The 21,292-nt window shown below is 45.0% G+C and carries 16 protein-coding genes; 9 read left to right on the top strand and 7 right to left on the bottom strand.

Annotated elements, in window-relative coordinates:
* Window positions 1-106 precede the first annotated feature (106 nt).
* The 3 genes from HQ39_RS03585 to HQ39_RS03575 are packed head-to-tail and all read left to right on the top strand — an operon-like array spanning window position 107 to window position 4,239.
* Window positions 107-1,831: a LysM peptidoglycan-binding domain-containing protein gene (locus HQ39_RS03585; RefSeq protein WP_036863788.1), complete on the top strand. Its 1,725-nt coding sequence runs from the start codon at window positions 107-109 to the stop codon at window positions 1,829-1,831.
* Window positions 1,832-1,836: 5 nt separating this feature from the next.
* The gene (locus HQ39_RS03580; RefSeq protein ID WP_052079410.1) at window positions 1,837-2,553 is read left to right on the top strand and encodes an outer membrane beta-barrel protein; all 717 of its coding nucleotides are present in this window, start codon (window positions 1,837-1,839) and stop codon (window positions 2,551-2,553) included.
* 12 nt (window positions 2,554-2,565) lie between these two features.
* Window positions 2,566-4,239, top strand: coding sequence for a formate--tetrahydrofolate ligase (locus HQ39_RS03575; protein WP_036791948.1), 1,674 nt, complete (start codon window positions 2,566-2,568; stop codon window positions 4,237-4,239).
* Window positions 4,240-5,028: 789 nt separating this feature from the next.
* Here the strand turns inward: HQ39_RS03575 and HQ39_RS03565 are convergent.
* The 7 genes from HQ39_RS03565 to ribD form a co-directional block, all read right to left on the bottom strand.
* The gene (locus HQ39_RS03565; RefSeq protein WP_036863782.1) at window positions 5,029-6,354 is read right to left on the bottom strand and encodes a UDP-glucose dehydrogenase family protein; all 1,326 of its coding nucleotides are present in this window, start codon (window positions 6,352-6,354) and stop codon (window positions 5,029-5,031) included.
* Between the two features lie 35 nt (window positions 6,355-6,389).
* Window positions 6,390-7,871, bottom strand: a complete 1,482-nt coding sequence (locus tag HQ39_RS03560) for a TrkH family potassium uptake protein (RefSeq protein ID WP_036788789.1) — start codon at window positions 7,869-7,871, stop codon at window positions 6,390-6,392.
* A gap of 10 nt (window positions 7,872-7,881) precedes the next feature.
* The gene (gene trkA, locus HQ39_RS03555) at window positions 7,882-9,222 is read right to left on the bottom strand and encodes a Trk system potassium transporter TrkA (RefSeq protein ID WP_036863780.1); all 1,341 of its coding nucleotides are present in this window, start codon (window positions 9,220-9,222) and stop codon (window positions 7,882-7,884) included.
* 16 nt (window positions 9,223-9,238) lie between these two features.
* Complete coding sequence (dxs, locus tag HQ39_RS03550) at window positions 9,239-11,161, bottom strand: 1-deoxy-D-xylulose-5-phosphate synthase (protein WP_036863777.1); 1,923 nt, start codon at window positions 11,159-11,161, stop codon at window positions 9,239-9,241.
* Between the two features lie 134 nt (window positions 11,162-11,295).
* Window positions 11,296-12,867, bottom strand: coding sequence for a sialidase family protein (locus HQ39_RS03545; RefSeq protein WP_052079409.1), 1,572 nt, complete (start codon window positions 12,865-12,867; stop codon window positions 11,296-11,298).
* Window positions 12,868-12,889: 22 nt separating this feature from the next.
* Complete coding sequence (locus HQ39_RS03540) at window positions 12,890-13,852, bottom strand: NAD-dependent epimerase/dehydratase family protein (protein ID WP_036863773.1); 963 nt, start codon at window positions 13,850-13,852, stop codon at window positions 12,890-12,892.
* A 152-nt stretch (window positions 13,853-14,004) separates the two neighbouring features.
* A complete protein-coding gene (gene ribD / locus HQ39_RS03535; protein ID WP_036863769.1) occupies window positions 14,005-15,066 on the bottom strand; it encodes a bifunctional diaminohydroxyphosphoribosylaminopyrimidine deaminase/5-amino-6-(5-phosphoribosylamino)uracil reductase RibD in 1,062 nt (353 codons plus the stop codon).
* 35 nt (window positions 15,067-15,101) lie between these two features.
* Between ribD and HQ39_RS03530 the strand changes: the two genes are divergently transcribed.
* The 6 genes from HQ39_RS03530 to HQ39_RS03505 all read left to right on the top strand — a co-directional run bounded on the left by HQ39_RS03530 (window position 15,102) and on the right by HQ39_RS03505 (window position 21,283).
* Window positions 15,102-15,998, top strand: a complete 897-nt coding sequence (locus HQ39_RS03530; RefSeq protein WP_081965370.1) for a N5-glutamine methyltransferase family protein — start codon at window positions 15,102-15,104, stop codon at window positions 15,996-15,998.
* Window positions 15,995-16,516, top strand: a complete 522-nt coding sequence (locus HQ39_RS03525; RefSeq protein ID WP_052079406.1) for a regulatory protein RecX — start codon at window positions 15,995-15,997, stop codon at window positions 16,514-16,516. The genes HQ39_RS03530 and HQ39_RS03525 overlap by 4 nt, the downstream gene beginning before the upstream one ends.
* Window positions 16,497-17,213, top strand: a complete 717-nt coding sequence (locus HQ39_RS03520; RefSeq protein ID WP_052079405.1) for a ComF family protein — start codon at window positions 16,497-16,499, stop codon at window positions 17,211-17,213. The genes HQ39_RS03525 and HQ39_RS03520 overlap by 20 nt, the downstream gene beginning before the upstream one ends.
* 365 nt (window positions 17,214-17,578) lie before the next feature.
* Window positions 17,579-18,355: a polyprenol monophosphomannose synthase gene (locus HQ39_RS03515; RefSeq protein WP_036863892.1), complete on the top strand. Its 777-nt coding sequence runs from the start codon at window positions 17,579-17,581 to the stop codon at window positions 18,353-18,355.
* Between the two features lie 117 nt (window positions 18,356-18,472).
* The gene (locus HQ39_RS03510; protein WP_160216104.1) at window positions 18,473-20,419 is read left to right on the top strand and encodes a putative porin; all 1,947 of its coding nucleotides are present in this window, start codon (window positions 18,473-18,475) and stop codon (window positions 20,417-20,419) included.
* 18 nt (window positions 20,420-20,437) lie between these two features.
* The gene (locus HQ39_RS03505) at window positions 20,438-21,283 is read left to right on the top strand and encodes a transporter substrate-binding domain-containing protein (protein ID WP_036863764.1); all 846 of its coding nucleotides are present in this window, start codon (window positions 20,438-20,440) and stop codon (window positions 21,281-21,283) included.
* Window positions 21,284-21,292 lie beyond the last annotated feature (9 nt).

The following is a 21,292-nucleotide window of genomic DNA, read 5'->3' as shown; positions in this document are numbered from 1 at the left end:
ATAGTGTGTACGAAGTTTATATCTTTGTACCCTAAGACTATGGAAAGCAGTTTACGGGGAGTATTCGGCTCTTTATCGTCTAAGACTAAACGGATAAAGTGAAAATATGAAACGACTTTTATTTGTTCTTACATTGGCAGTAGTATGTGTATGCGGTCTCTATGCTCAGCAGACGCGTAAACATATAGTGCAGGCCGGGGAAAATGCTTACAGGATAGCAAAACAGTACAACATCTCCACCGAGCAGCTCTATGCTCTCAATCCGGGAGCAAGAGAGAAGATCGTAACCGGACAGACCCTCTTGATACCGGAGGCTCAGAGTGGCAAGAAGGTTGCTCCGGTAAGAAAAGACACCTATCACAGCGTGGAGAAAGGTGAGACCCTCCTACTCATTGCCAAGAGCTATGGCGTTACGATGGAGGATCTGATGCGAGCCAATCCGAACCTGAAAGATGATGCAAGCATTCATGTAGGCATGGTACTCAAAATTCCTCCCGTCTCTCGGAACTTTTCGGATACGGATAGCTCTCCGGCAATCCCTGTACAGACAAGGAAGTTGAAGAACTATACAGTCCAATCGGGGCAGACAATATATAATCTTCTCTCTATCACGGGATGGACGGAAGATGAACTATACAGATACAATCCAACTTTGAAGAAGGGACTTATTGCCGGTCAGGTGATCTTGATTCCCGATGATAGTATGCCTCATCTGCCATCTTATCCGACTTCCGGAGAGGAAAGGACAATATCTCCCTCTGTTCCCACTCTTTTCGGAGTAACGAGCATGGTTTTGGCTCTCCCTTTCAAAGAGGATACTTCTCGCCGTTATGTGGAGTTTTATGAAGGATTGCTTTTGGCTCTTAAGCACGAAAAGGATAGAGGGAGAAATGTAGAACTTCATGTGGTGGACTGTTCCGATAGCGAAATGGAAAGTTCTCTTACCACCCTTCGTGAGACTAAACGAGTGGATGTCGTTATTGGCGGAGTTTCGGATGCTTCTATCGCCCAACTGTCTGCATTCTCAAAAGAGAAGGGAGCAAAGTATGTGCTGCCTTTTGCATCAAAGGTAGAGAGTGGCGCGAAAGAAAATCGTTCATTATTTCAAATAAACCCTCCTCACGAGAGCACGCATAGGCTGGTTGCGGAAAAGTTTGTAGAGAAGTACGGCAATCTTCCCGTTTTGATCTTCAACAGCAGCAAGAGCAGAAGCGATGAGAGAAAAGATGCTTTTCTGAATGCTTTGACCGGAGAGATGACTCGCAATCAGGTTCGACACTTTTACCTGAACACGGAAGAGACTTTATCTCCTGAAAAGCTGACGGAGATAGCTCTCTCTAAAGGCGGAAAGATAGTTGTGGTACCTACTGCTGCTACCAAGGTGGTGCTCCAAGAGCTGTTGGAAACTGTTGCCAAGGTTCAGAATGAAGAGATTTCTATCGAAGTATTCGGCTATCCAGACTGGCAAATGTATGAGACATCGCTGAAGCCGCTGTTCCGTAGAGTGCCTGTCTCTTACTACTCAATGTTTTATGTAGATCAGAACTCCCCCGAATACAGACACCTTTCTCGCGAATACTTTACATGGTTCGGACGCAATATGGCGAATGTCTATCCGAGATACGGACTTTTGGGATATGATATTACCCGTTACTTTATGGCCTATGGAAAGAGTGACGGAGAGATAGATCATTCCGGATATATTACTTATCCGCAGCTTCGCGGAGTGCAGAGCAACTTGGGCTTTTCTACTTCTGAAGAGAGTGTGGCACATATTAACAATGGAGTCTTATTCGTAACATACAGGGAGGGACAGCTCTCCGTAGAGTAAAAGATATGCTGAAGAGATTTTTTCTATTCCTCTCACTCTGTTCTCTTTGGATGCTTCCGGTCAGAGGTCAGAGTATCACTGAGATCAAGCAGATGCTCGGATATAGTCGTGGCAAGACGCAGTTCATGGCCGGGTTGATTGCCGGTGCCAATGGACAGTATATGATCTTTCAGCCCGAAGTTAAGCAGAAGATACGTTTCGGTTACGACGCCGGGATTGTGCTGCGAGCAGATATGGGGCAGCTTCCATGGACATCTATCGAAGCAGGTATATGGCTTGAGGCTTCTTACTCGGACAGAGGATGGACAGAGCAGAACGATGATTATCCTAATCTTAAATACTCCCGTACTCTCCGCTGGATCAATATCCCCTTTATGACACATCTTATTATAGATGCCTTTAACAGCCCGGTAAAGCTGACACTGGATGCCGGACCCAATTTCGGATGGCTGCTCTCCGAAAGCAGTGAATCCACCTACAAGGAAGGTGGATCTTATTCTGTGGTAACCCAGCAGCACAGCATGCCGGTGGAGAACAAGTTTGCATGGGGAATAGGGGGAGGTCCCGGGTTGGAGTATCAGTCCAAAAAGTGGGTGCTTGGTCTTAGAGCGACCTACGTTTATGCTCTTGGAGAGATATATGGAAATAAAAGGAAGGATTACTTCGGGAAGTCTTCCGAACAGACTTATTCGCTGAAACTATACTACTTATTCAAATTTTAATATTAGCACTAAATGAAAACAGACATTCAAATAGCTCGCGAGGCAACCCTTTCACCCATAATCGAGGTTGCGAAAAGGGCAGGATTCTCGGAGTATGCCGTAGAATCTTATGGCAGGAACATGGGTAAGATCAATCTGGACGCTCTGGATAAGAGTGTCGATGATAAGCCTAAAGGAAAACTCATCCTTGTCTCTGCGATCACTCCGACAAAGACCGGTATCGGTAAGACAACGGTATCCATCGGCTTGGCTCAAGGGCTTAATAAGATAGGCAAGAACGCATTCGTTGCACTTCGCGAGCCTTCGTTGGGACCATGTTTCGGTATGAAAGGTGGTGCTGCCGGTGGTGGGTACGCGCAAGTGCTCCCGATGGAAAAGATAAACCTCCATTTCACCGGAGACTTTCATGCGATCACTTCGGCCAACAATATGATTTCTGCTCTTTTGGACAACTATATCTATCAGAACAGAAATACAGAAAAGGCTCTCAAGCAGGTGGTTTGGAAGAGGGTTTTGGACGTGAACGACCGCAGCTTGAGAACGGTGGTAACCGGTCTTGGCGGCATCAACAACGGCATACCTGCCGAGACAGGGTTCGACATCACTCCGGCTTCTGAGGTGATGGCTATTCTCTGCTTGGCGAAAGACCTCAGAGACCTTCGCAGAAGGATAGAGAACATCGTGCTCGGTTACTTGAACGACGGCACACCCTTCACCGTAAAGGATCTGGGCATTGCAGGAGCGATAACGGTGCTGTTGAAGGATGCTTTTAACCCGAACATTGTTCAGACCATCGAGCAGACCCCTGCCCTCATTCACGGCGGACCTTTTGCGAACATTGCTCATGGCTGCAACTCTCTTGTGGCTACAAAGACGGCTCTTCAGTATGGTGATTATGTTGTTACGGAGGCGGGGTTCGGAGCGGATCTCGGTGGTGAAAAGTTTTTCGACATCAAGTGTCGCGTGGGAGAGCTTGAGCCGGCGTTGACCGTGCTTGTTGCCACCGTCCAAGCGATCAAGCTCCACGCCGGAGTGCCGCAAACAGACCTCAAGACCGAGAACGTCTCCGCTCTTCAGGAAGGATTCTGCAACCTGGACCGCCACGTCGAGAACCTTTTGAAGTTTGGTCAAAGCGTTTGTGTCTGCATCAACAGGTTCCCGACGGATACCGATGACGAGATCCAAGCCGTTGCGGACTATTGCGAGAAGAAAGGTGTCTCTTTTGCCATCAACGAGGCATTTGCCAAAGGTGGAGAGGGAGCCGTGGCACTTGCCAAAGAGGTTGTGAGAATGGTGGAGGAGACTCCGTCCAAGCCTTTGAAGTATGTGTACGATTTGGAAGACTCCATTCGCACAAAAGTCGAAAAGATCAGCCACGAGATTTACAGGGCCAACATGGTAGAGTTCTCCGGCAGAGCCACCAAGATGATCAAGCGCATAGAGGAGCTTGGGTACGCTCATTTCCCGGTCTGCATCGCCAAGACACAGTACTCGTTCACCGACAACGCCAAGCTCTACGGCGCACCGTCCGGATTCGACCTCAAGGTAACGGACGTAGTGCTCAACGCGGGAGCAGAGATGATCGTCGTGCTCATGGGTGATGTGATGCGTATGCCGGGACTTCCCAAGGCTCCGTCGGCCAATCAGATAGACATCGTCAAAGGACAGATCGAAGGACTCAGCTGATAACGCCCCATCTCATAAACAAGCCCGGTATCGCTCCTTTTCGGAGGTTTCGATACCGGGCTTGTTGCGTTTTGTACGATCCGAAACTACAGAGTGTAGTATAGGAAAAAATTTCCCGTGCGCACGTAAAAAAAATTCTGTGCGCACGAAAAAAAATTTCTGTGCGCACGAAAAAAAATTTCTGTGCGCATGAAAAAAAATTTCTGTGCGCACGAAAAAAAATTTACGTGCGCACGAAAAAAAATTTGTGTGCGCACGAAAAAAAAATTCTGTGCGCACGAAAAAAAATTTGTGTGCGCATGAAAAAAAATTTCCGTGCGCACGAAAAAAAATTTGTGTGCGCACGAAAAAAAAATTCCGTACGTACAAAAAAATATTTTCGTACGTACAAAAAAATATTTTCGTACGTACAAAAAAAAATTTTCGTACGTACAAAAATTCAGACCTTTACGGAAGAAGGTTTATCTCCCTCTATATGAGCAAGATACGGAGATGGAAATTGTGGCGGGTTTTGAGACCCTTGCAGGGTACTTTTTTTGCTGTTTTGCTTTCGAGATTCGGACCCGGTTTCGTTCCCGAAAACGCTCCCCAAACCTCACTTCCGAGACGTTGTCTCTGAGGCTGTCTGCAAAAAATCTCTTTCTTATCAGTACATGATGGCTTTCCGGTGACGGGGTGTCTCTCTTGGGGAGGGGAGTGGTACCGGCTTTCGAGGGGAGGAAGCATGGGCGGATGGCAATGGCGCGCCCTGCCTCTCGGCATGGCGCATCGCCACAGGGCGCACGGCTGCTAAGATTTGCCTATGCCGTAGTAGATGAGTCCGGCTTGTTCGAGCTCCGTTTTGTTGTAGATGTTTCTGCCATCTATTAGAACGGGATTCGGTTTCATGGACGAAATGATGCGCTGCCACAGAGGCATTCTGAACTGTTTCCACTCGGTCAGGAGTAGTATCGCATCCGCTTTTTCGGAGGCGGAGTAGAGACTTTCGGCATACTCTACGCGGCTGCCGAAGTGCTTTCGGGCTTCGGGAATGGCGACCGGATCGTACACACGGATACGCACGCCGAGAGCGAGAAGTCGGGCAATGACGACGACGGAAGTGGCTTCCCGCATATCGTCCGTTTCGGGCTTGAAAGATAGCCCCCAGACCGCAACGGTCTTGTCCCGAAGGGTGTCGCCATAGTGGCGGAGCAGCTTCTCCACGATTACTTCTTTCTGCCTGTTGTTCACATCGTCCACGGCTTTAAGTATGGTAAGATCCATCCCGTGCTCCAGCGCGGTCTGCCTGATGGCTCGGACGTCTTTTGGAAAACAGCTGCCGCCGTATCCGCAGCCGGGGTATAGAAATGCCGTGCCGATGCGCTTGTCTGCACCCATGCCTCGGCGGACGGCTTCGATGTCCGCGCCCAAGAGTTCGCACAAGTTTGCCATCTCGTTCATGAAGCTGATTCGGGTCGCCAGCATTGCGTTGGAGGCATACTTGGTAAGCTCCGCGGAGGCGATGTCCATGAAAATGACGCGGAAGTTGTTCAGCAGAAAGGGTCTGTACAGCTGTGTCATGATCTCTTTGGCTCGCTCCGAATCCACTCCGACGATCACTCTGTCCGGGCTTGTGAAGTCTTTTATCGCGCTGCCCTCTTTGAGAAATTCCGGGTTCGAGGCGACGTCGAAAGGAATATCCGCCCGGCGCAGATCCAGCTCCGCCTGTATGATCTCTTTCACCCTCTTTGCCGTACCGACCGGTACCGTGCTCTTCCCCACGATGAGAGCATATCTGCATAGATGCTGCCCGATCTCCTTCGCCACCGCATACACGGCAGAGAGATCCGCATTGCCGTCGGAACCCGAAGGTGTGCCCACAGCCGTGAATATGACATCGACCTCTTCGATGCAGGACGCCAACGAGGTGTGGAAGAAGAGCCTCTTGTCTTCGATGTTGCGCTGAACCATTACATCCAGCCCCGGCTCGTAGATGGGGATGATACCCTGCTTGAGGTTGGAGATCTTCTCTTCGTCAATATCCACGCAGTGTACGTGGACTCCCATTTCGGCAAAGCAGGCGGCTGTCACCAGCCCGACGTATCCGGTTCCTACGATAGCTATGTTGAATCCCATATATGTGTGTTGTCTGATGTGATGAGAATAAAACTTCAGTCCTTCCAAAAACCACCGTGAAAGACTGCCAAAACAGTGAAAATCTCCAAGCGACCGATCATCATCATCAAAGACATCACGATCTTGGAGACTGACCCTAAAGCAGCGTAGCTCTCCGTAGGTCCGAAAGACTCTAACGCCGGACCGCTGTTGGAGATACACGCAACGGCTACGGAGACAGCACTGTCGAGCTTTATCCCTTCAACGGTGAGAAATAAAATACAGAGCAAGATCAGCATCGAGTAAGCGAAGAAAAATGTGCCGACCTGACCCACAAATCTTGTCGGAATCACGATATTGTCCGCTCTTACCGGCAGTACCGCATTGGGATGAGTCCGCTTGCGTATCTCGTTGAGTAGGTTCTTGACAAGAATGAGAAAGCGACCGACCTTGAGCCCCCCACTCGTGGAGCCGGTACAGCCCGCAACAAACATGATACAGAGCGCGAGCAGAGCAAAGAACGAGAGCCAGCCGTCATAATCTACCGTGTAGTAGCCCGTAGTGGAAATGAGGCTGATGACTTGAAAGAATCCGTGCCTGAGAGCTTCCAGAGGAGCGTCAATGATTCCTTTCATATAGATCCAGACCGAAGAGGCAAACCCTACAATAACCACAATGGAGAGAAACCATCTGAACTCCGTGTCCTGTATGAGCTTCTTGGGCTTCCCTGTAAAGGCAAAATAGATGAGAGAGAAGTTTGTCGCGGCAAGAAACATGAATAACATCGCCACGACATCCGTATAGGCGGAGTTGTAGTACGACAGAGAGTCCGTCCGAGTGGAAAATCCTCCGGAGCACACACAAGTGAGAGCATGGCAGACAGCGTCAAACAGGTCCATCGGTCCAATCCAAAAGAGAAGAACGCACGCAAAGGTCAGGATGAGGTAAATGTTGGTAACTTTCTTTGCCATGATGCCGGCTCTCGGCATGAACTTCTCGTGGAGAACTCCGCTTGCCTCGCAGTTGTAGACCAAAGAGCCTGATCCTCCGAAGACAGGTAAAAGAGCCAAAGCAAAGACAACAATACCTATACCTCCCTGCCATTGAGTGATGCTGCGCCAAAGTAACAGCCCTTTTGGTAGAGCTTCTATATTGTCCAATATGGTCGCTCCTGTCGTGGTGAATCCGGACATCGTCTCAAAGAAAGCATCCGCCGGATTGGGAATGTACCCACTGATAATATATGGAAGCATACCCAAAAGAGACAGGGTAACCCATGCAAGGGAAACGGTCAGCATCGCTTCTTTTCTCCCGGACTTGTAGTGTTTTGCCTCCCTGCCTGCAACAAGAAGAGTTCCTCCCACTGCAGCCATCGCAACAATGGCTGAGAGAAAACTCCATACGATAGACTTGTCGTAAAAGAGTCCTACCGATAGAGAGAGGATTAGAAAGGGAATTTCTAATAAACAGAGAAATCCCAACATTCGGGCAACGAAGCGGTAGTTCACTTTCCGTCTGATGTTATCGAACAGATGCATAGATTCTTTGTTAGGAGAAGAAGTGTCTCAACTTTATTAAGGAGTGCCCAAGACAGAATGCAAGGACTACATCATTGGGTTGTATTACGGTAGATCCTTCCACAAGCTGCATTTTCCCATCTCTAATGAGAGCTCCAAGACTTATTTCGTTGGGGAGCTTCAAATCTTTGATCTGTTTGGAAGTTATCTTGGACCCCGGTTTTGCTACCAGTTCCACAACATCGGCATTGGCAATAGCCAGACACTTTACGTTATTTACATCCACATTGAGGAGATGTCTGTATATACTTCCTACAGCAATTAGCTTCTTATTTATAAGGATCCCTATCTCCATCTGTTCTGCAATAGAGAGGTAGTCGATGTTCTCTATCCGGGCAATAGAACGATACACTCCCATCCGTTTAGCAGCCAATGTTGCCAGAAGATTGGTTTCGGAATTACCGGTAAGTGCAGCAAAACATTGGGCATCCTCTATACCCTCCGCTTGCAAAAGTTGAGGATCTCTTCCGTCTCCATGGATAATCATGGTATTGGATGGAACGCGTTTTGCCATCTGCTTACACTTTTCATAGTCCGTGTCTATGATTTTTGCTTTGATGTTGGATGGTAGCAGCTCCACAGCTTTGATGGCTATTCTACTGCCTCCCATCATTATGATCTTTCTTACTTCTGATCTTTCTTTTCCACAGAAGATCCTTACTTTATCGAGATTATCCTTTTCGCAGGTTACGAATATAATATCTCCATCTTCTATTTTGGAGTTACCCCTGGGAATAATAGTCTCCTGCTTTCTTTTTATGGCGACAACGTGGAAGTACTTTTCTGTACTCGCGAGTTCCGAAAGATACATACCCGATAGTGGAGCTCCGGGCATCATTTTTACTGCAAGCAACTGAACTCTTCCCTCCGAAAGACTCCAATATTGTCTTGTCCAAGGTAAACGTACTCCATCTACTATCTCTTGGGCTGCAAGCAATTCCGGATAGACCATGTAATCGACACCGAGGTTTTTGAAGAAAGCGGCATTGGGATCTTCGAGATACTCCTGGTTATTGATCCGAGCCATGGTCTTCTTTGCCCCAAGGTTATGGGCAAGTATGGCTGCTGTGATATTTGTACTCTCTTCGGGGGTGACACTTATGAAGAGATCACTTCCTGCAATGCCGGCATTTCTGAGATCTGCCAAGGACGTCGGACTCCCTTGTATCGGTAGTACTTCCAAACTATTGTCGTATGCAAACTCCAAACGAGAAGCATCAGAGTCCATGATTGTGATGTCATGATCTTCTTTCGATAGTAGAGTTGCAAGGTGTGATCCTACTTCTCCGGCTCCGGTAATAAATATCTTCATACGTAGGAAAATAACTTTATAGAAGAGAGGCGTAGACCGCTTTTATCTTTTTTAGAATACTCTGTGTGTCTATTTGGCTATAAGCATACTGCTCCGGAACGCTACCATGAGGGATAAACTCATCATCAATACCTAATATATATACCTTGGGTATATTTTGATTTTGTTCCGAATGTTCTGAAAACCACTCTAAGATCGCACTTCCTATTCCTCCTTTTCGTGATCCATCTTCAATTGTAATCACAGCTTTGTATCCTTCAGAAAGTATCTCTCGAAGAATTGTATCATCCAGAGGTTTTACAAATTTCATGTCGTACAATGCCGGAGTTGGTTCTCCGTTTTTTTGCATTTCGTCAATTGCTTCTATTGCATTGCATACGATAGGTCCATAGGTCAATACTGCAATGCCCTTACCTTCTTTCAACTTCTCTCCTTTTCCTATCTCCATTTCTTCCAATGGTGTTTTCCACTCAATCGTATGTCCGCTTCCCCTTGGGTATCGGATTACAATGGGGCAGAACTCCGGATGCTTGTATGCTGTGTACATCATATTCCGGAGTTGCATTTCATTTCTGGGAGAACAGAGAACAAGTCCCGGAATGGTACGAAGCGAAGCAATATCGTAAAGTCCATGATGAGTACAACCATCTTCACCTACCAATCCTGCACGATCGAAGCAGAATATTACAGGGGCTTTTTGCATGGCTACATCATGAATAATATTATCATAAGCGCGTTGAGAAAAAGTAGAGTAGATATTGCAGAACGGAATAAGTCCGGATAGAGAAAGACCCGCAGAAAAAGTTACGGCATGTCCTTCTGCTATACCTACATCGAAGGTCCTTTCCGGAAATCTTTTTTGCAACAAAGTCATAGAGCATCCAGTTGCCATTGCAGGAGTTACTCCTACAACTCGCTCGTCCATTTCAGCTAATTCTACAAGAGTTTCTCCAAAAACATCTTGATACCTAGGTGGTTGAGGATGATCACTTGATGAGGATAGGCGCTCTCCGTTTTTACTATTAAACTTACCCGGGGCATGCCATACAACCTGACTTTCTTCCGCAGGCTTGTAACCTTTTCCTTTCGTTGTGATAAGATGTAAAAGCTTTGGACCGGAAAACTCCTTTATGTCTCTAAGAACCTTTACCAGATAAATCACATCATGTCCATCTACCGGACCGAAGTATCTCACATCAAACCCATTAAAAAGATTTCTGTGCTCAGAAAACAGAGATTTTATACTGTTGTGAAATCTTACGACCTTTTTCTTTTTCTGTTTGTCCATCAAGTTCATACTTGATAGCCCTTTGTACGCCGTATATCTTAGCTTATTGTAGGTCTTGTTAGTGATGAGATCTACCAAAGCTTTGTTTAGTCCTCCCGTACTGGGATCTATGGACATATTATTATCATTCAGAATAATAAGAAGATCATTGGGAGAGTTTGATGCATTATTGATTCCTTCAAAGGCAAGCCCTCCGGTCATAGAACCATCACCAATGATTGCTACCACTTTCTCTTTTCTACCACAAAGCCTGTTCGCAACGGAAAACCCCAACGCTGCGGATATAGAATTAGATGCATGTCCTGCAATAAAAGCGTCATAAGAACTCTCTGCTCTAGATGGAAAGCCACTTAATCCGTTCCATTTACGCAATGTTTCGAAGCGGTCTTTCCTTCCGGTCAAAACTTTATGAGGATACGCCTGATGCCCAACATCCCAAATAAGTTTGTCTTCAGGTGTGTCATAAACATAATGTAGAGCTACTGTTAGCTCTACCACTCCAAGTCCTGCTCCAAGGTGTCCGGGATTTCTGCTTAGTGTGTCTATAAGGAAGAGACGAATTTCTTCACAAAGTAGAGGGAGTTCTTCTTCCTTCAGATGCTTAATATCTCCGGGAGTGTTTATATTGTCCAAAAGAGGGTAGTTCATCATATATCATCAAAGACCTTATTTAGTCCATGCTAAACAAAGTTAGCAAAACCCATGAAACTATTAGCATCATCTACAGCACAAAGAAGATGTAGATGATGCTAAATTATATTGTATCGAACAAAAACGATAGAGAACTACTGCTTCATAGCATCCTCAAAAAGCCATTCGGGAGATATCCTAACAAAAACAAGACTAATTGGTTCATCCTCTTCCGTAAAATATCCTATGTCTCCATTGGGTAAGATGGCAAGATCTGTGTACGCCGTTGAACCTTTAAAAATAGTCTTATTCCACTTCCATGTTTTTGCCTCATCGTTGGAAATAAATATTGTCCCATTTTTGCGCGCACCTTTATCAAAAGGTATGGAGTGTAGAAGAAACTCTACGTTTGGTCTCGACTCATGCTTATATCTCATGATGGCACCATTACAAGCAGGCTCTATTATTTCAGACCATTTAGCCGGAGTGCCCCATGTCTGACCTCCATCGCGGGAGATGTTATAGTATCTGTTACCTCTGAATTTATTCCTTATACTCATCAGAAGTCGCCCGTCTTTCAGCTCTATAATCTTACTTTCATCTCCTCCCATCATGGCAGGTCCGGATACTTTCCATGTTAAGCCTTCATCATCGGAGTAGTAAGCATAGTTATTAAGAGAGCCCATTTCACCTTCTCTTACGGCTGCAGCAAATAGTATTCTCCCATTTTGAGTAACGCATCCATTGCCCGATGCACAGAAAGAAGCCCACCAATGCTTGCGCATATCGTTGCTATTTTCTTCTCCGAATAGTTGTGAGGTAATATCTCTCGGAGCAGACCATGTAAGACCATCATCTGTACTTTCAGAGATATAAGTCCTGTTCGGATCATTAGAGCGACTTTGCCATAGTCCGGTACCTCCTACATATATCATCAGTAGCTTTCCGCTTTTGGTCTCAACGATTGCAGCATCTCCATATCCCTTGAAACGCCCTTGACCTTCAGCAACAAGGATCGGTTTGCTCCAGGTATTGCCGTTGTCTGTACTGCGTTTAACAACAATGTCTATATCTTCCGGAAGATCCACTATGTTTGCTTTTCGCTTATCTGCAATAGCTATGATGGTACCTTTTTTTGTGGTGATGATTGCCGGAATGCGGTAATTTTTTGAATTATAGTCTCCCGGAGCCCAAAGTGTAGTGTATGTTTTGAAGACTCTTCTCTCACTTTCGTTTACGCTCTTTATCACCATCTGCTTTCCGTTAAGCAGGGCAGATCGTATTTCGGATTTTACCAAAGAGCCTTCCGGAGCATTCGGATTTACTTTGGCTGTAAGATAGATGACATTATTGGCTATGTATTTATCCTTAAATCTAAACTTAAAAGATATTCCCCCGCCTCCGGTAAAAGGCTTGTTCATAGCCTTTATCGGAGTCGGAGTTTTGTAATCTACTATATCTCTTATCCTGTCTACAGAAGAGCTATAAGCCACTATTTGGGATAGGGGAGTATCGGACAGGTCTAAGAAAGAGAGGGAGAGAGCTATATTTTTAGGCAACTTCTCTGCTGGTTTTATATACAGTTTGCAGAGAGTTTGCATCTCTTTCCCGATGGCTGTGCCGTGATTGGAATAGTGGACATATAATGTATCCGGAGTTTGACCACTTAGGTTTGTTTGCAATCCAAACAGGCAAAGACCTGCCAATAAAATCAATTTTTTCTTCATGTAGATGGTGTTGAGGTATAAGTTAAATAGGCTTATTGAATCTCTTGGATAGCACTTCAAGCATATCCTTGGTCATGGCATCGAGATTAAATTTCGGATTCCATCCCCACTCTTCTCTTGCACAAGAGTCATCGAGAGAGTTTGGCCAAGAATCTGCGATACCTTGACGAAGAGTGTCTATATTGTAATCCATTGTGAAGTCAGGCATCTGCTTTTTGATTGCAGAAGCCAATCCTTCAGGATCAAAGCTCATAGAGGCGATGTTAAAAGAGTTTCTATGTACCAGCTTGGATGGGTCTGCTTCCATGAGTTGAACCATACCTTCGAGAGCATCGGGCATATACATCATATCCATAAATGTACCCGGTTTAAGAGGACAAGTATATTTACGCTCATTTATTGCACTGTAATAGATATCCACAGCATAGTCTGTAGTACCTCCTCCCGGAGGAGCCACGTTAGATATAAGACCCGGAAAACGAGTAGAGCGAGTATCTACACCAAAACGGTGGAAGTAATAATCGCTCAAGAGTTCTCCGGATACTTTCGTAACACCGTACATGGTACGAGGTCTTTGTATGGTATCTTGAGGAGTGTTGTCTTTAGGAGTTCCGGGACCGAATGCTCCTATGGAGCTTGGTGTAAATACCGCACACCCTTTTTCTCTTGCAACTTCAAGAGTGTTGAATAGACCGCCTAAGCCGATATGCCAAGCCAGTTGTGGTTTAGATTCTGCTACTGCAGAGAGTAGAGCTGCAAGGTTATAGATTGTGTCGATCTTGTATTTTTCTACAACATCTGCAATCTGTTGTGCATTAGTGATGTCTACGATTTCTGCCGGTCCGCTTTCCAATAATTCTCCTTTCGGAGCAGCAGATGGAATGTATCCTGCGACGATATTTCCTTGAGGATAATGTTTTCGCAGATGCATGGTTAGTTCAGAACCTATCTGCCCTGTAGACCCAATAATAAGAACATTCTTCATAAAAGCATGTAAATTTTGGATAAATAAGTTTGTGTCGATTCGTATGTTTTTACTTACTGCTGTACCCTCTCTTTACTTTAGACATAGAGCGGTCTCGTTGATATCCAAAATAGGGGGGAGCGGAACGCCGGACAAAGATACAAAGAATAATTTTACAAAGGGAGACGGATCATATGTGTGACTTTGTGTCCATCTATCTCTTCAATTTTTTCTAAGATTGTCTGCTCTTTTTCCTCTTTGTTGAGATGAGAAATTTGTGGTGCAGAGACTCCTTTCCTCAGCTTTACATTGGAGGTCTCTATCCTGATTTCATCCCAAATATCTGCCTGGAGAAATGCCTCCAACACTCTTTGCCCTCCTTCTACCAAGATGCTCCGAATGCCTTCTTGAGCGTAAAGAGCTTCTATCTGTTTCGGGAGAGAATCAGTATCTGCAGAGAACAGAGACCACATATCCCGTTTAGATGAAAAGTGTTCGGAGCGATTATCGAATAGATTTGCATCGCTACTCCAAACCAGCTTATGAGGTTCTTTCCCGTGCCAAAGTCTGAGATCCAGCCGTGGGGAGTCTTTCAGAAAGGTCTCTTTTCCTATGAGAATTGCTTCAAATTCAGCTCTCATTTTATGTACCAACATAGAAGTGAAAGAAGTGGATATCTTACAAGGAGATAGCTGGATAGGAGTATCCGGAGTCCGATTATCTATAAATCTGTCACTGCTCTCCGCCCATTTGAGTGCTATATAAGGTCTTTTCTTGAGTTGTCTCACAAAAAAAGGAAGAGCCAAGCGGATACAAGCCTCTTTTTCCACATCTATATCCACACGGATGCCGTGAGATCTGAGCTGCTCGATGCCTCCTCCCTGAACTTTTGGGAAAGGATCTTCTACTCCTATAACCACGTGGCGTATCCCTGAGTCTATAATAAGCCGGGAGCATGGCGGTGTTTTCCCATGATGGCAGCAAGGCTCCAGCGTCACGTATAACGTGGATTCCGGTATCAAGGCTCTGTTTTTCTCCGACACACTACGGAGGCAGATCACTTCCGCATGAGCTTCCCCTGAATATTGGTGATACCCTTCTCCTATAATGGTACCGTTGTGCACAAGCACAGCCCCCACTTTGGGGTTATCCTTTACACTGTTCCACTCTGCTCGTTCTGCAATCTCCACAGCCCGTAGCATATACATACTTTGTTTGTCAGAAGTCAAATTCATCTTCTCCTATCCTTTTTTCTTACATTTGCATCACGATGAATACTCTTTTCCCACAGCATTTTGTGCGATACATAACATCCCAACTTCTCCCCGTGTATCGGAGTGAAGAGGGTGCAAAGAGCGTTGCCCGGCAAATATTGGAGTATTTGGTAGGAAAGCCGTACCCCTCCATTGTTTTGGACAAAGATAGCACAATAGACCAAGAGAGCATAGAACAAAAAGCTCGTGATATTGTGGAGAGACTCCGGCAAGGAGAGCCTTTGCAATACATTTTTGGCTCTGTCGAGTTCTTTGGATATAATATAAAGGTTGGTCCCGGAGTACTTATCCCGAGACCTGAAACGGAAGAGCTTGTTTCGCTTTTGCACTCAAGAGGATGGCTTTTGCCGGATAAGCAATATGCCGATCTCTGTTCCGGTTCGGGCTGCATAGCTGTGGCTTTGGCTGCTCTTACTTTCCCTTCTTTTGTGGATGCGGTGGACTTCTCTCTGGAGGCTGTCTCTTTTACACAAGAAAATCTTGCGGCAAACGGATATACCGATACGCAGAGGTATCGGGTAGTCTCTCATGATCTTCTTTCCGGAGCACATGATACCGAGGGAAAGATATACGGAATCGTAAGCAATCCGCCTTATATCCCACGGAGCAAGGAAAAGGAGATGGAGTATAATGTTATCGGCTTTGAACCACACCTTGCACTTTTTGTGCCGGACAGCGATCCTCTCTGCTTTTACAGGGCTATTCTCGAATCTTATATGCCGAAGCTGGAAGAGGACGGATTTTTTGCATTTGAAACAGAGACGGATTTGACCAGCGATGTAGCTGTTCTTGCCCACAAACTGTGTGGAGAAAGAGGAGAGGTTGAGGTATTAGAGGATATGTTCGGACGAGACAGGTTTTGCCTGATAAAACTAAAAAGCCTGCGCAGATGAGGAGAGAAAAAGAGGAGATCAGGCTTTCTTCCGAAGAGTATGATGCCCTTCTTCTCAGGGCGGCAAAGTACTCTTTATTGAGCGAAAAATGTACATCTCAACTAAGAGACAAGATACAAGCATGGAGTCCGGGTATAGCAGAAGAGCAGCTTTCTTCGATTATAGAAAAACTCTGTACCGAGAAGTACATAGATGAAGAGAGATACGCTGTTGCCTTTGTTTCCGATAAACACAGGTTTAACAAGTGGGGACCTATTCGGATTGCTGCGGAACTTAAAAGTAAGGGCATTGATAAAATCACCATAGATAACGCTTTGAGGGAAATCTTTCCGAATGAATGGCTCGAAACAGCAGTCGCTCTTCTGCAACAGCAGAGAGGGCGCATCTCATCGGCAAAATCTTCCTACGAACTTCGGAATAAGCTTTACAGATGGCTGTATGCCAAAGGATATCCATCCGATACCGTGAGTAAAGCATTGGAAAAACTGGATCTTTCGGATGATGAAGAGGAGTATTAGGAGCAGCATAACAGGGGTATTGGATACGATATTTCCTGTTTTTTGTGTTTGCTGCGGCGATAGGTTGGATGTTGCGACCGAGAGTGGAGCACTGTGTAATGAGTGTTTGGACAAAATACACGGTACGGTAAGGCACAAAGCTTTCTACGAAGTAGAGGAGCGGGTAGCCGGAATACTGCCCTTGGGAGAGATGTTCTATTCGATGCTGTATAGAGACAATACGGCAGAGAAAGAGATCATCTTGAGAGGCAAATACGGAGACGAGCCTTCCCTGTTCCGAAGTTTGGCTGAGGCATTTGGAAAAAGATTGAGACGAGATGGCTATTTTCGAGATGTCTCTTGTGTCGTGCCTGTGCCTGTATCTAATTCCAAGAAAAAGAGAAGAGGGTACAATCAGACTCGTTTCATCGCAGAAGGGCTTGCCAAAGTATTCGGAATAGAACTTATAGACGAGGTCTTGCTGCGTCGGGATGACGGTGGCGGTACACAAACAGCTCGTTCCAAAGAGAAGCGATGGCAGGCTATGGAAAATTTGTTTTACTGTAAGTCGGAAGATGAGCGACTGCGAGGAAGGCGTGTACTTCTTGTAGATGATGTCCTTACTACGGGAGCTACTCTCGTACATGCTGCCAAGGCTCTTTTTGAAGAGAGTGGAGTAGAGAGCATATCCTTTTACACTCTATCCGTGGATATTTGAGACCGATTTCCTTTATCTGTTTTCTACCTCCCATCTAACGCAAGGTCGCTGTTCAAACTTGTTTGTTTTTTCTCTTTTTGAACGGATATAAAAGTTTCATTTATTACATTCAGATCTTTCCTTGAACAGGTTAAAAACCCCGAATAAAGGCTTGGTTTTCAGATGTCAAGGCTTGTTTTGTACAAACCGGACTTTGATTTGTAGAAATCAAAGCTTGGTTTGAAGATTTTCTAAGCTTTAGACGTTTTTCTTTATAGGTTTAGATTCTTTTGTTATAACGTTAAATGAGAAGATTCTTCGTGCCAAGAAGAGAGTGGGATTGAATGGAATATGCTATATTTGCATACAAAAGAAACATCACTCTAATGGATTTGCAAACTGCGGAGAGTAAGTTGGTCATCATTCCAACGTACAATGAAATAGAGAATATTGAGAACATCATTCGGGCTGTAATGGGTCTTGAAGGAGATTTTCATGTTCTTGTCGTGGATGATAACTCTCCCGACGGAACAGCCGGTGCCGTTAAACGGATACAGGGAGAGTTTGAAGGCAGACTCTTTCTTCTTGAACGTCCGGGGAAACAGGGGCTTGGAACCGCCTATTTGGCAGGGTTCGATTGGGCATTGAAATCGGGTTATCATTACATCTTTGAGATGGATGCCGACTTTAGTCATAACCCTCTTGATCTCCTTAAACTCTATCGTGCGTGTGCTTATGAAGGTGCCGACGTGGCTGTCGGATCCCGTTACTGCAATGGAGTGAATGTTGTAAACTGGCCTCTTGGACGAGTATTGATGTCCTATTTTGCTTCTGTGTATGTGAGGATGATTACCGGATTGAAGGTCAATGATACCACTGCCGGATTCGTCGGTTACAGGCGAGAAGTGTTGGAGACAATGGAACTCGATAAGATTCATTTCAAAGGATACGCTTTCCAGATAGAAATGAAATATACCGCCAAGCTGTGTGGCTTCGATATCCGAGAAGTACCTATCATTTTTGTCAATAGGGTCTTGGGTACCTCAAAGATGAATACTTCCATCTTTGGAGAAGCGTTCTTCGGTGTACTTAAACTTCGCTACTGGGCTATGACACGGAAGTATCCGCAGAAGAAAAAGAGGCTTGCATCTTCTAACAGATAGCTCTTTATGCAGACAAAATACTTTTTCCGGACGATAAGTCATACGAGATATATTCTCTTTTATACGGTTCTGTTTTTTTTATCTTCTCTATTTCTTCATGCGCAGCATAAGGAGAAGATGGACGAGAGAGAGCATGCACATGATGAGGTAGACCTGAATGAGGACAGTGATAGGGACCGCCATGGCAATCTCTTTGCCTACTACCTCTCTTCACATTTAGGGGACAAAAGAGTGGCTCCTCTCGATACTCTAAAGATAGGATGGTATAGAAGAGCCATCGTGGAAGGGCGTACCATTGCTTCCGGATATGCCGGCGGGACATATGCATCGCCGTATTTCTCAAAATCTTACTTTTCTCCCAATTCCACCACACTTCTCTTTCCGTTCTACAATCCCTATTTTTATCTGTTGCGTTCGGGGATAGAGCAGAAGTGGTTCGATACCAAAGTTCCTTATACATCTTCCAGTTATGCAAAGTCGGGCGGCAGTAGTTCGGAGGAGAGTAACTTTCATACTCTCTTTAGTATGAATCTCGGTAAAGAACTTAATCTTGGAGGGTTGTTCGACTACGACTATGCCAACGGACAGTACGCATCGTCCAAGAGTAAAAACATCACTTATCGGATATTTGCCAACTACGAGGGCGACAGGTATAAAGCCTATGCTTCTGTTGGAAACACTAATATAGTACACTTTGAAAGCGGAGGTATAACGGAGGATAAGTACATTACCAATCCGAAAGAGTTTACTTCGGGGCGCCGTTCATTCCTTCCAAAAGATATTCCGGTAAAGCTGCAACGTACCTGGAATAGGAATATTTTCTCGGAAGCACGCTTTCATCACAGATACAGTTTGGGTATTACAAGAAAGGCTCCTACGGAAACAGACTCTCTTAAAAGGGAATTTGTTCCGGTAACAACCATCTTCAATGATTTCACTTACAACAGACACAGACGCCGTTTTGTCTCTCAAATGCCTAACATTGCAGAGATCTACAAGAAGCAGTATTTCCCAAAAAAAGATGATGATCGCTTTTATCCGGATGAAGAGCACATAGGAGAATCCTATGGTGGAACTATCGGTATCGCTTTGGAAGAGGGTTTCCATAAGTGGGCAAAGATGGGATTGGCAGGTTACATAAGGTATCAACAGGATAGATATAGTCTTCCTCCGATTATTCCGGAAGGAGAGCAAAATCCTCAAATAACTCCCTATAAAACGGATGAGTCTACTACTTATGTCGGTGCAAGACTCTCTTCCACCAAAGGGAAAAGGTTTACTTACTATCTGAGCGGAGATTTAGGCACTGTCGGTGCTTATGCCGGAAATTTATCTGTGGATGCAGAGGCACAGTATGCCATGTCTATTGCAAATAAAAGGCACGTTGTACGACTTTTTGGTGAACTAAGAAACGAACGTACACCTCTTATATTAAGAAGATTCAGCAGTACTTTCAATCGCTGGGAAAACAGCTTTAATCCGGTACAAAGACTTCGATTGGGAGGGGAACTTTCTATTCCTTTTACTTCTACCAGGATTAAAGCAAATATTGAGACAATCCAAAATCCGATCTATGTCGGTTCGGAAGGAGTACCTGCCCAGTTGAATGACAATTTTAGGGCAATAGGCGTGGAGCTTGAACAGAACTTGAAGCTTGGACCTTTCCATTGGGACAATATGGTAGAGTATCAGTATCTGAGCAATGACAAGATATACCAATATCCGTCTCTAATGGCGTATAGCAATCTGTACGTTCAGACCATTTTGGCAAAGGTATTGACTCTGCAACTGGGAGTAGATGCTTATTGGCATACAGCCTACAAGGCTCCGTACTACGAACCATCCACTCAGCTTTTGGTGCCTCAAAACGATATAACGATAGGGGGAGGAGATGCAGTACACATGAATGCTTATGTAAGTGCACACCTTAAAAGAGCACGCTTTTTCTTGACCTATTACAATGTGGGAGCGTTATTCCTTGATCCGAAATACTTCTCTCTTCCACACTATCCGACCTATCCTCCTATGTTGAGACTGGGAGTGATTGTGGACTTTAGAAACTAACACAAAATCTTAGAAGCCATGTCCAACAGATATATTCAAGTAAACAAAGGAGGGCGAAATGCTCATTTGCGTTTGCCTATTCTTTTAGGTGTTGCTCTTGTTCTGCTTTTTGGTTTTGGTGGATATAAGTTGTTTACTCTGTTATCGGAGAAGAAAACCGGTGCTGATGATGAAAATATTCGTATCGGAGTCGTTCTCTCTCCACAGGATATATCCATAAAGGGAGACTCTCTTTCCGGTTTACAAGTTGAGCTTATCAAGCTTTTGCCTAAGATGGATAAGGATTACAAGATAGTTCCATATACATCTCATGCAGAGTCTTTGGAGGATCTCAAGAGTAACCGTTTGGATATACTTGCCACTTCTTACCTGACAATGCTTGATAGTAGTGAGGATTTCATTTATACTCGTCCTGTCTACTCCTCCTCCTATGTCCTTATGCGACATATCCCGGATGGCGATAACATTTCTCCTTTTACATTGGATAGCTTGAGAGGGAAAGAGATCAGCGTACCAAGTGGCTTCCCTGCAATGGAGGTGTTAATAAGTCACCTCTCTCAAGAGAGTATTCCTGATCTTCAAATCCGTCAGACAGAAGAGAGTCAGGAAAAACTGATTCGGTCGGTTTCGGAAGGAGTTCTCGCTTATGTTATTTGTGAGAAAAATATTGCCGGATCCTATGCCGAGAAACTCCCCAACTTGGCTATTGATACAGATGTCAGCTTTTTGCTTAAACATACTTGGGTTTTGAACACAGGACAGGAGAAGTTGAAGGCAAATCTCGACTCTGTTATCTCTTTGGCTTATACAAAAGGAACGTTGACGGAAGTTGTTCAACGTTACGGCATGCTACCTACACTTTAATCTCTGAAC

It is taken from the genome of Porphyromonas sp. COT-108 OH2963, assembly GCF_000768895.1.
Taxonomy (GTDB): Bacteria; Bacteroidota; Bacteroidia; order Bacteroidales; family Porphyromonadaceae; genus Porphyromonas_A; species Porphyromonas_A canoris.
The sequence above is the reverse complement of the archived record's forward strand: the minus strand, read 5'-3'. Positions and strand labels throughout refer to the sequence as shown.

What these genes read in the sequence shown, in the direction of transcription:
- HQ39_RS03560 (WP_036788789.1), bottom strand. Translation starts at nt 7,871, where the DNA reads ATGCATCTGTTCGATAACATCAGACGGAAAGTGAACTACCGCTTCGTT.
- HQ39_RS03540 (WP_036863773.1), bottom strand. Translation starts at nt 13,852, where the DNA reads ATGAAGAATGTTCTTATTATTGGGTCTACAGGGCAGATAGGTTCTGAA.
- HQ39_RS03530 (WP_081965370.1), top strand. Translation starts at nt 15,102, where the DNA reads ATGAATACTCTTTTCCCACAGCATTTTGTGCGATACATAACATCCCAA.
- HQ39_RS03545 (WP_052079409.1), bottom strand. Translation starts at nt 12,867, where the DNA reads ATGAAGAAAAAATTGATTTTATTGGCAGGTCTTTGCCTGTTTGGATTG.
- HQ39_RS03580 (WP_052079410.1), top strand. Translation starts at nt 1,837, where the DNA reads ATGCTGAAGAGATTTTTTCTATTCCTCTCACTCTGTTCTCTTTGGATG.
- trkA (WP_036863780.1), bottom strand. Translation starts at nt 9,222, where the DNA reads ATGAAGATATTTATTACCGGAGCCGGAGAAGTAGGATCACACCTTGCA.
- HQ39_RS03575 (WP_036791948.1), top strand. Translation starts at nt 2,566, where the DNA reads ATGAAAACAGACATTCAAATAGCTCGCGAGGCAACCCTTTCACCCATA.
- ribD (WP_036863769.1), bottom strand. Translation starts at nt 15,066, where the DNA reads ATGAATTTGACTTCTGACAAACAAAGTATGTATATGCTACGGGCTGTG.
- HQ39_RS03515 (WP_036863892.1), top strand. Translation starts at nt 17,579, where the DNA reads ATGGATTTGCAAACTGCGGAGAGTAAGTTGGTCATCATTCCAACGTAC.
- HQ39_RS03525 (WP_052079406.1), top strand. Translation starts at nt 15,995, where the DNA reads ATGAGGAGAGAAAAAGAGGAGATCAGGCTTTCTTCCGAAGAGTATGAT.
- HQ39_RS03520 (WP_052079405.1), top strand. Translation starts at nt 16,497, where the DNA reads ATGATGAAGAGGAGTATTAGGAGCAGCATAACAGGGGTATTGGATACG.
- HQ39_RS03585 (WP_036863788.1), top strand. Translation starts at nt 107, where the DNA reads ATGAAACGACTTTTATTTGTTCTTACATTGGCAGTAGTATGTGTATGC.
- HQ39_RS03505 (WP_036863764.1), top strand. Translation starts at nt 20,438, where the DNA reads ATGTCCAACAGATATATTCAAGTAAACAAAGGAGGGCGAAATGCTCAT.
- HQ39_RS03510 (WP_160216104.1), top strand. Translation starts at nt 18,473, where the DNA reads ATGGACGAGAGAGAGCATGCACATGATGAGGTAGACCTGAATGAGGAC.
- dxs (WP_036863777.1), bottom strand. Translation starts at nt 11,161, where the DNA reads ATGATGAACTACCCTCTTTTGGACAATATAAACACTCCCGGAGATATT.
- HQ39_RS03565 (WP_036863782.1), bottom strand. Translation starts at nt 6,354, where the DNA reads ATGGGATTCAACATAGCTATCGTAGGAACCGGATACGTCGGGCTGGTG.